Annotated in this window: 10 protein-coding genes; 4 read left to right on the forward strand and 6 right to left on the reverse strand. The window is 64.9% G+C overall.

Translation table 11 applies throughout. From position 1 onward, the window contains the following. The coding region (locus tag AC1D00_RS15530; RefSeq protein WP_477011282.1) for a metallophosphoesterase family protein at positions 1-451 on the forward strand (451 nt) is incomplete at its 5' end. 98 nt (positions 452-549) lie between these two features. Here the strand turns inward: AC1D00_RS15530 and AC1D00_RS15535 are convergent. The 3 genes from AC1D00_RS15535 to AC1D00_RS15545 all read right to left on the reverse strand — a co-directional run bounded on the left by AC1D00_RS15535 (position 550) and on the right by AC1D00_RS15545 (position 3,164). Continuing rightward, positions 550-1,104, reverse strand: a complete 555-nt coding sequence (locus AC1D00_RS15535) for a hypothetical protein (protein ID WP_027543688.1) — start codon at positions 1,102-1,104, stop codon at positions 550-552. A 188-nt stretch (positions 1,105-1,292) separates the two neighbouring features. Then, the gene (locus tag AC1D00_RS15540; protein WP_018323282.1) at positions 1,293-1,502 is read right to left on the reverse strand and encodes a DUF4170 domain-containing protein; all 210 of its coding nucleotides are present in this window, start codon (positions 1,500-1,502) and stop codon (positions 1,293-1,295) included. 30 nt (positions 1,503-1,532) lie between these two features. Further along, complete coding sequence (locus AC1D00_RS15545; protein WP_135177909.1) at positions 1,533-3,164, reverse strand: isocitrate lyase; 1,632 nt, start codon at positions 3,162-3,164, stop codon at positions 1,533-1,535. Positions 3,165-3,394: 230 nt separating this feature from the next. Between AC1D00_RS15545 and AC1D00_RS15550 the strand changes: the two genes are divergently transcribed. Beyond that, a complete protein-coding gene (locus AC1D00_RS15550; RefSeq protein WP_027543690.1) occupies positions 3,395-4,840 on the forward strand; it encodes a helix-turn-helix domain-containing protein in 1,446 nt (481 codons plus the stop codon). Between the two features lie 139 nt (positions 4,841-4,979). Here the strand turns inward: AC1D00_RS15550 and AC1D00_RS15555 are convergent, their stop codons facing one another. Next, positions 4,980-5,273, reverse strand: a complete 294-nt coding sequence (locus AC1D00_RS15555) for an antibiotic biosynthesis monooxygenase (RefSeq protein WP_027543691.1) — start codon at positions 5,271-5,273, stop codon at positions 4,980-4,982. A gap of 228 nt (positions 5,274-5,501) precedes the next feature. Between AC1D00_RS15555 and AC1D00_RS15560 the strand changes: the two genes are divergently transcribed. Continuing rightward, the gene (locus tag AC1D00_RS15560; protein WP_477011283.1) at positions 5,502-6,308 is read left to right on the forward strand and encodes a hypothetical protein; all 807 of its coding nucleotides are present in this window, start codon (positions 5,502-5,504) and stop codon (positions 6,306-6,308) included. 170 nt (positions 6,309-6,478) lie between these two features. After that, positions 6,479-6,823, forward strand: coding sequence for a hypothetical protein (locus tag AC1D00_RS15565; RefSeq protein ID WP_135177911.1), 345 nt, complete (start codon positions 6,479-6,481; stop codon positions 6,821-6,823). Between the two features lie 240 nt (positions 6,824-7,063). Here the strand turns inward: AC1D00_RS15565 and AC1D00_RS15570 are convergent, their stop codons facing one another. Then, on the reverse strand, positions 7,064-7,705 hold the full coding sequence (locus AC1D00_RS15570; protein WP_477011284.1) for a tetratricopeptide repeat protein: 642 nt from the start codon (positions 7,703-7,705) through the stop codon (positions 7,064-7,066). A 131-nt stretch (positions 7,706-7,836) separates the two neighbouring features. After that, positions 7,837-8,533, reverse strand: a 697-nt coding sequence (locus tag AC1D00_RS15575) for a M48 family metalloprotease (RefSeq protein WP_477011285.1), incomplete at its 5' end; no start/stop codon positions are given.

Consider the following 8,533-nt stretch of genomic DNA (forward strand, 5'->3'; position numbering starts at 1 on the left):
GTCCACGGCGGTGCCGACCCTGCCGCTGATGGCGACGGGCACGCTCGGGCGCGATCAGCTCGCAGCCCTCGAACAGGTTCTCGAGCGGCTCGCGGCGGAGGACGTCTTCCGCGTGCTGCTGGTGCATCATCCCCTGAAGTCCGATGCGCGCCAGAAGCGGATGACGGACGCGGCCGATCTGCTGGCGCTGTTGAAGCGCCACGGCGTCGAGCTGGTCCTGCACGGCCACGACCACATTCATTCGACGATGTGGTTCGAGGGGCCCAACGGCAACATACCCGCGATCGGCGTGCCGTCGGCGTCCGCGCTCGCACACGGGCGCTACCCGGCGGCGGCGTATAATCTGTTCACGATCGAGAAGGACAACGCCGGCTGGCGCTGCGAGCAGACGGTGCGCGGACTCGGATCCGGATTTCAGATCCGAGAGATCAAGCACGCAAGGCTGGTTTAGTTCACCGTCATTGCGAGCGAAGCGAAGCAATCCAGAGTCCCTCCGCGGAAAGATTCCTGGATTGCTTCGCTTCGCTCGCAATGACGACGGAGGGAAATTCACCAGCTCCGCAGGGCCGCCAGCACGGCGACGCCGAACAAGGCGGCGGCGCCGAGGATGAAGCCGAACACGAACGGCCAGACGCGCGAGCGGGCCGGCCGCTCCGCGGCCTCCGGCTTCGGCTCGGGCAGCACGACCATCGCATGCTCGCGCTCGATCATGCGGCGCGCGACATAGTCGGTGACGGCCTCGACGATCACGGAAGTGTCGTGCGATTCGGCGAGCACGATGCGGCCGAAGCGGGTGTCCTGGACGAAGCGGTACATCCGCTTGTCGCGCCCCATCATGATGTGCGCGACGACGTCGATCCAGAGTCGGGGCGTATCGCCCTGGCTGATGCCGCGGTCGAACAGGTCGATCTGCTCGGGCACCTGTGCAAACAAGGGATCGAGCGCGTCGTTGAGGATCTCGAGCCGCGCCACCTCGGCATCGCGCAAGTCGACGACGACGCCGGTCCGGTCGGCGGCCTCGATCCGCGCCCGCAACAGCGCGTCGCGCAGCCGCACCGGGCGCGGCTGGCTGGGATGGGTCCCGCTGGTCTCGGGCTCTGACATTGTCGGCCTCGTCCTCACTTGCCTCCATTAACCTATCAGCAACCAAACCGTCCGCAAAGGGTCCACAATTCCAAATACTTACGGCGCCCACAGCTGTCTCACCTGTGCCAAAAACAGACGATCCCACCCGGCTTGCGCCGGATGGGACCCTCCGTCCTTGGACGTCTTCTTGATTGGTCAGGCAGCCGTCAGGCCGAGACCCGCGACGGCTCTTCCACGATGGAGAAGCGGACGCCGGCCTTGTGGCGGTTCTCTTCCGAGACCGTACGCCAGGCATCTTCGGCTTCCTTGCGGGTCTTGAACGGACCCTGCACCTGGGCCGAGCCTTCCACGAGCTTGTGGAAGTTCATCGAACCGAACTCGCCGCCGATCACCCAGAAATTGCTGCCTTTGGTCATTGTCAGTCTCCTCTTGGATAGCGTGGTGCGTTAGCCGAACTGGTTCATCGTGTTGTGGGCGCCGCCCGCCTTCAGGGCAGCCTCGCCGGCGAAGTACTCCTTGTGGTCGTCGCCGATGTCGGAGCCGGCCATGTTCTGGTGCCTCACGCAGGCGATGCCCTGACGGATCTCGGCGCGCTGGACGTTCTTCACGTAGCCGAGCATGCCCTGCTCGCCGAAGTACTCCCTGGCCAGATTGTCGGTCGAGAGCGCCGCGGTGTGGTAGGTCGGCAGCGTGATCAGGTGGTGGAAGATGCCGGCACGCTTGGCCGAATCCGCCTGGAAGGTGCGGATGCGCTCGTCGGCCTCCTTCGCCAGCGGCGTGTCGTCATATTCCGCCTTCATCAGCTCGGCACGGTTGTACTTGCTGACGTCCTTGCCGGCTTCCTTCATCGCGTCGTAGACCTGCCAACGGAAGTTGAGGGTCCAGTTGAACGACGGCGAGTTGTTGTAGGCCAGCTTCGCGTTCGGAACCACCTTGCGGATGCGATCGACCATCTTGGCGATCTGCTCGATATGCGGCTTCTCGGTCTCGATCCAGAGCAGGTCGGCGCCGTTCTGAAGCGAGGTGATGCAGTCGAGCACGCAGCGGTCCTCACCGGTGCCGGGACGGAACTGGTAGAGGTTGGAGGGCAGCCGCTTCGGACGCATCATCTTGCCGTTGCGGTTGATGATGACGTCGCCGTTGCGGGCGTTCTCCGCGGTGATTTCCTCGCAATCGAGGAAGCTGTTGTACTGGTCGCCGATGTCGCCGGGCTTGTGGCTGACGGCGATCTGCTGCGTCAGGCCAGCGCCGAGCGAGTCGGTGCGGGTCACGACGATACCGTCTTCGACGCCGAGCTCGAGGAAGGCGTGGCGGCAGGCGCGGATCTTCGCCAGGAAGACGTCATGCGGCACGGTGACCTTGCCGTCCTGGTGGCCGCACTGCTTCTCGTCCGAGACCTGGTTCTCGATCTGGAGCGCGCAGGCGCCCGCTTCGATCATCTTCTTGGCGAGCAGATAGGTCGCTTCCGCGTTGCCGAAGCCGGCGTCGATGTCGGCGATGACGGGCACGACATGGGTCTGGAAGTTGTCGATCTTCTCGATCAACTCCTTCTCGCGGGTCTTGTCGCCTTCCTTGCGCGCCTTGTCGAGGTTGCGGAAGATGTCGTTGAGCTCGCGCGAGTCGGCCTGGCGCAGGAAGGTGTAGAGCTCTTCGATCAGCGCCGGCACCGAGGTCTTCTCGTGCATCGACTGGTCGGGCAGCGGTCCGAACTCGGAGCGCAGCGCCGCGATCATCCAGCCCGACAGATACAGGTAGGTGCGATCGGTCTTGCCGAAATGCTTCTTGACCGAAATCAGCTTCTGCTGGGCGATGAAGCCGTGCCAGCAGCCCAGCGACTGGGTGTACTTGGTGGGATCGCTGTCATAGGCGGCCATGTCGGCCCGCATCAGCGCCGCGGTGTAGCGGGCGACGTCGAGGCCGGTCCTGAAGCGGTTCTGCAGGCGCATGCGCGCGATGTGCTCGGCCGTCACCCCGTTCCAGGTCGGCTGGGTCTCGAGGAGTGCCTGGGCTGCATCGATCTCGCTCTGATACGAGGCCGGAGCCTGGAAGGTGCTGATGCCACGGGGCTGATAGTTCATGTGCCTGATCCTTTCGCTGACGATGACGATGTCTGGCCATCGACATTCTTGACAGTGCATTGCGAGATGCGTGTCAGGAGCTAAACGCGAAAACGGAAACTTCGTATAGATGGCTTGTTTTTTATTGGTGATGTCATGTAACATCAGAACATGTAATAGATGTTATTTTGTAAAGTTTGTAAAGTTATAGGTCAGCAAAACTGTCCTTAATCGCCCTGGAGATCTGAAAAATGCCCGCCGAATCCGGGAAGAAACTGTTCGTCGGCCCGCGCTTCCGGCGGATCCGGCAGCAATTGGGGCTGTCGCAGACCCAGATCGCCGAGGGGCTCGGGATCTCGCCGAGCTACATCAACCTGATCGAGCGCAACCAGCGCCCGGTGACCGCCCAGATCCTGCTGCGGCTGGCCGAGACCTATGACCTCGACCTGCGCGACCTCGCCACCGCCGACGAGGACCGGTTCTTCGCCGAGCTCAACGAGATCTTCTCCGATCCCTTGTTCCGCCAGATCGACGTGCCCAAGCAGGAGCTGCGCGACCTCGCCGAGCTCTGCCCCGGCGTCACCCATGCGCTGCAGCGGCTGTACGCGGCCTATACCGAGGCCCGTCAGGGCGAGACGCTGGCGGCCGCGCAAATGGCCGACCGCGACGTCGGCACCCGCTACGAGACGAATCCRGTCGAGCGGGTGCGCGAGCTGATCGAGGCCAACCGCAACTATTTTCCGGAGCTCGAGCAGGCTGCAGAAGCCTTGCGCGACGAACTGAACGTGCCGGCCGAAGGGCTCTATGCGGCGCTGGCCGCACGCCTGCGCGAAAAGCATTCGGTCCAGACCCGCATCATGCCTGTCGACGTGATGCGCGAGACGCTGCGGCGCTTCGACCGCCACCGCCGCCAGCTGCTGATCTCGGAGCTGGTCGACCCGCCCGGGCGCGCGTTCCAGCTCGCCTTCCAGCTCGGCCTTGGCGAATGCGCGCAGCAGCTGGAGACCATCATCGGCCGCGCCGGCCCGCTCGACGACGCGCCGCGGCGCCTGTTCCGCATCACGCTCGGCAACTATTTTGCGGCGGCGGTGATGATGCCCTACCCCGCGTTCCTCGCCGCAGCCGAAGCGCTGAACTACGACATCCACGTGCTGGCGCAGCGCTTCAATTCCGGCTTCGAGCAGGTCTGCCACCGCCTCACCACCTTGCAGCGGCCGAACGCGCGCGGCATTCCGTTCTTCCTGCTCCGCGTCGACAATGCCGGCAACGTCTCGAAACGCTTTTCCTCCGGCACCTTCCCGTTCTCGAAATTCGGCGGCACATGCCCGCTGTGGAACGTGCACTCGACCTTCGACACGCCGGATCGCCTGCTGAAACAGGTGATCGAGCTCTCCGACGGCACGCGCTATTTCTCGATCGCGCAGATGGTGCGCCGTCCGGTGGCGCCGCACCCGCTGCCGCAGCCGCGCTTCGCCATCGGCCTCGGCTGCGAGATCCGCCACGCCGCGCGCCTCGTCTACGCCGCCGGCATGGACTTGGAGAAGGCGGAAGGCACGCCCATCGGGGTCAACTGCCGCCTCTGCGAGCGCGAAAACTGCGCCCAGCGCGCCGAGCCGCCGATCACGCGAACGCTGATCCTGGACGAGACGACGCGGCGCGTGAGTTCGTTCGCGTTCTCGAACGCACGGGAGTTGTAAAGCACACTGCTGTCATGCCCCGCGAAGGCGGGGCATCCAGTACGCCGCAGCTTCTCGGTTCAATCACGGCCGTCTCGGAGTACTGGATCGCCCGCCTTCGCGGGCGATGACAGCGGAATGTGTGGCGGCAGCCAGCAACTCACGCCAGCGTATGCACGATCACCGGCCCTGCGGCAGCGCGCGCGTCGCCGGCGAGCAGTGGGCCGAGATCCTTCTCGATCCAGGCGATCGCGCGCCGGTTCGCCTCCTCCGCCTGTTCGAACTTGTCGAAGATCGAGATCGCGGTGACCGTGTCGTCGCCGGCATAGACGACGTAGTAGGCGCGGAAGCCGTCGACGTCGCTGATGATCGGAACGGCGCCGTCCTTGATGCGGCGCGCCAGCTCCTCCGCGCTCCCGCTTTTCGCCTTGGCCTGACGGATGGCGGCATACATGACTTCCTCCTCCCGGCTATTGATGTGGGCTTTGTACCCGGACCGGATGTTACGCCGAAGCACGGGGCCCGGATACCCTCCTTGGTTAACCCTGCACTAATCCGCCTGAGCGATCTGCAACCAACGGTTAAGCACGCCTCAACATCGCCGCCCTAGTCTCGCCCCACTCACTTTTCGCAAACAACGGTGGCCTATTCTGCCGGGCGAAGTGACATCAGGGGGTTCATCATGCGCATTGCGTTGCTGCTGACCGCGACCATCGTCGGCGCGCTTTTCGCCAGTCCATCCAATGCCGGACCGCTCGATGCGCCCGCTGAGGCAGCGCAGGCGCTGCCGCCGGGCTTCCAGAGCTACCGCGGCTACATGTTCGACCTGTCGGAGAATTCCGATCGCAAGGATGTCGACAAGCTCACCGACAATCTGAAGCGCCAGATCGACGTCGTCGAAGGCGTCGGCCTCTCCCCGCGCATACTGCGCTTCTTCCACACCGTCCCGATCGTCGCGAACGAGCTGGCCTGCCTCGACGAGGGCGCCGCGACCGCATGCTACGGCAGGGTCACGCCGGACATGCAGCGCACCGTTCCCCGGACGCTGACGGTCTGGGATCCCAACAAGCAGCGCTGGACCAATCCGAACGCCATCGACCTCGCCGTCGATTCGGGGCTCGGCGTGATCATGCTGCGGCCGGACATGATGCGGTACGAGAAGGAGGCGGTGCTGCTGCACGAGCTCCTGCACGCCTATCACGCGCGCCTGTTGCCGGACGGCTACGCCAACAAGGGCGTGATCGGCTATTACGCGCTGGCCAAGTCCAAGGACCTCCTGCCCAAGGAATCCTATGCGCTGAAGAATCCCATGGAGTTCTTCGCCGTGACCGCCAGCATCTTCCTGGCCGGAAAGAGCGAATTCCACGACCCCAAGTCGCGCGAGACGCTGAAGGAGAAGATGCCGGACTATTACAAATACCTGGTCGGCGTGTTCGGCTTCGATCCCGACCCGGCCGCGTCAAGCGGCCCGGTGGCCTCGCTGAAGTGAGGCGGACGTAGCCATCTGCACCAACCCGGCAAAAGCCGCGCGAAATGCGCGGCTTTTTTTGTTTTGGTAACCGGAAGCTGCGGATGACGCCCGGCCGGGAATTGCCAAGGCGGGGCCCGATCTGCATAGTCCCGCCCGCATCGATACTGTTTTCAAGGGGATAGAAGAACATGGCGGACGCCGACCTGGATGTCGTGATCCGGCAACTGGCCAGACAGCTGCATACGGGCCTGATGACCCGCGCCAAGGAGCGGCGGGATCGCTTCAACGGCCTTGCGGCCAAGGCCAAGGGCAAGGAGACCGGCGACCGCTTCAAGATGATGGCCAAGGCCACCATGGAGCAGGCCACCGCCGCCGCCAAGCGCCTCCAGATGTCCGCCGACAACGTCGCCGACAGCTACGCGCGATCGATGCGAATCGCGGCCAGCACGCCGATCGCGGCGAAGGTGGAGAAGAAGCCGGCGAAGGAGAAGCCGGTGAAGAAGGCCGCGAAGGCGAAGGCCAAGAAGAAGTAGCTGCGCTTTCTTCCTTCTCCCCTTGCGGGAGAAGGTGGCATAGGCGGCCTCAGCCGCCGTTCTTAAGAACGCCGAAGCGAAGCTTCGGCTGTGGCGCCGGATGAGGGGTTGCTTCAGCGAACTCGTCTGCGAGATTTCTACGCGCGGATAGATACCCGTCACCCGTCTCGCCGCTATCGCGGCGAGCCACCCTCTCCCGCAGGGGGAGAGGGGAAGAAGGCGAGAATCGCGCAAAAAATCTCACCGCCGTGGCGCGTCGAGCCGGGTCGGCTCGGCGCTGGCGAGTTCGGCGAGCTTGGCGCGCGCTGCCTCGCGCGTGCGGACGTCCTTGCCGGCGGGCAGTGCCAATGCGGCTTCGAAATCGGCGCGCGCATCGTCGGCCTGGCCGCGGGCGAGGAATGCCAGGCCACGATCGAGGCGGGCCTGCGCATCGGAGGGATCGAGACGGACCGCCGTGTTGTAGCTCAGGATTGCGCGATCGAGATCGCCGGTGGCGGCGAGCGCGAGACCGCGCTGGTGATAGGGCGCGGCGAGCCTGGGATCATGCGCGATCGCCTCGTCGTAATCCGCAATGGCGAGCTCGAGGTCGCCGCTCTGCCGGCGCGCGGTCGCGCGGTCGCGATAGAGCGAGGCGCGGTTGGGATTGAGGTGAATGGCCTCGTCGAAATCGGCAATCGCCCGCCTGAAGTCGCCGTGGCGCAGCGCGATCCGCCCGCGCCCTTCATAGGCAAAGGCGATCAGCGAGCCGCGGAGCGGCGAGAAACCGATCACGGCCGCGCAGACGTCGGGATCGTCCTCGTCCCCGCAATTGACGACCATGTGCGTGGACAGGCCGACGAGCACGCAGAGGACGATCAGCAATGGTACGGCAGCTCTGGTCATCTTCGACGGTGACCGGTAACGGGCCGGCCACGCATCCCCTTTCGAAGGAAGTGTCACGGCGAGGTGTTAGCACCGGCCGGGACCATCCTGTGTGCGCCAGGTCACAAAGCCCCGCGCAAATCCTTACCGGTTCAGCCCCAGGGACCACGTGAAGGACCACGTGAAGGACCACGCGAAGACGAACGGCCCCACGGGCTCGCCGGCGGATAGTTTTCGTTGGCGCCGACGGACGGCGCCGCCTGCGCGCCGAGCTCGGCCGCGAGCTGCTGGAGCGCCGCGATGCGGTTCTGCGTCGAGGGATGGGTGGCGAAGAGATTGTCCACGCCGTGGCCCGACAGCGGATTGATGATGAACATGTGCGCGGTCGCGGGATTCCGTTCGGCCTCGAAGTTCGGGACCTGATGTGCGGCACCTTCGATCTTCACCAGCGCCGACGCCAGCCACATCGGCTGGCCGACGATGCGCGCACCGAGATTGTCCGCGGCATATTCGCGGGTGCGGCTGATCGCCATCTGCACCAGCATGGCGCCGAGCGGCGCGAGGATCATCATCAGGATCGAGCCGACGATGCCCGGGCCGTTGTTGTTGTCGCGGGGGCCGCCGAAGAACATGCCGAACTGCGCCAGCATCGAGATCGCGCCCGCGATGGTCGCGGTGATCGTCATCAGCAGCGTGTCGTGGTGCTTGATGTGCGCAAGCTCATGCGCGATCACGCCGGCGAGTTCCTCGCGGCTGAGCTGGTGCATCAGGCCGGTGGTGACGGCAACGGCAGCGTTCTCGGGATTGCGGCCGGTCGCGAACGCGTTGGGCTGCGCCTCGTCCATCAGG

This window comes from Bradyrhizobium sp. P2_E8, from assembly GCF_056403875.1.

Coding starts and splice junctions, on each gene's coding strand:
- AC1D00_RS15535 (WP_027543688.1), bottom strand. CDS start 1,104: ATGTCAGAGCCCGAGACCAGCGGGACCCATCCCAGCCAGCCGCGCCCG.
- AC1D00_RS15540 (WP_018323282.1), bottom strand. CDS start 1,502: ATGACCAAAGGCAGCAATTTCTGGGTGATCGGCGGCGAGTTCGGTTCG.
- AC1D00_RS15545 (WP_135177909.1), bottom strand. CDS start 3,164: ATGAACTATCAGCCCCGTGGCATCAGCACCTTCCAGGCTCCGGCCTCG.
- AC1D00_RS15555 (WP_027543691.1), bottom strand. CDS start 5,273: ATGTATGCCGCCATCCGTCAGGCCAAGGCGAAAAGCGGGAGCGCGGAG.
- AC1D00_RS15560 (WP_477011283.1), top strand. CDS start 5,502: ATGCGCATTGCGTTGCTGCTGACCGCGACCATCGTCGGCGCGCTTTTC.
- AC1D00_RS15565 (WP_135177911.1), top strand. CDS start 6,479: ATGGCGGACGCCGACCTGGATGTCGTGATCCGGCAACTGGCCAGACAG.
- AC1D00_RS15570 (WP_477011284.1), bottom strand. CDS start 7,705: ATGACCAGAGCTGCCGTACCATTGCTGATCGTCCTCTGCGTGCTCGTC.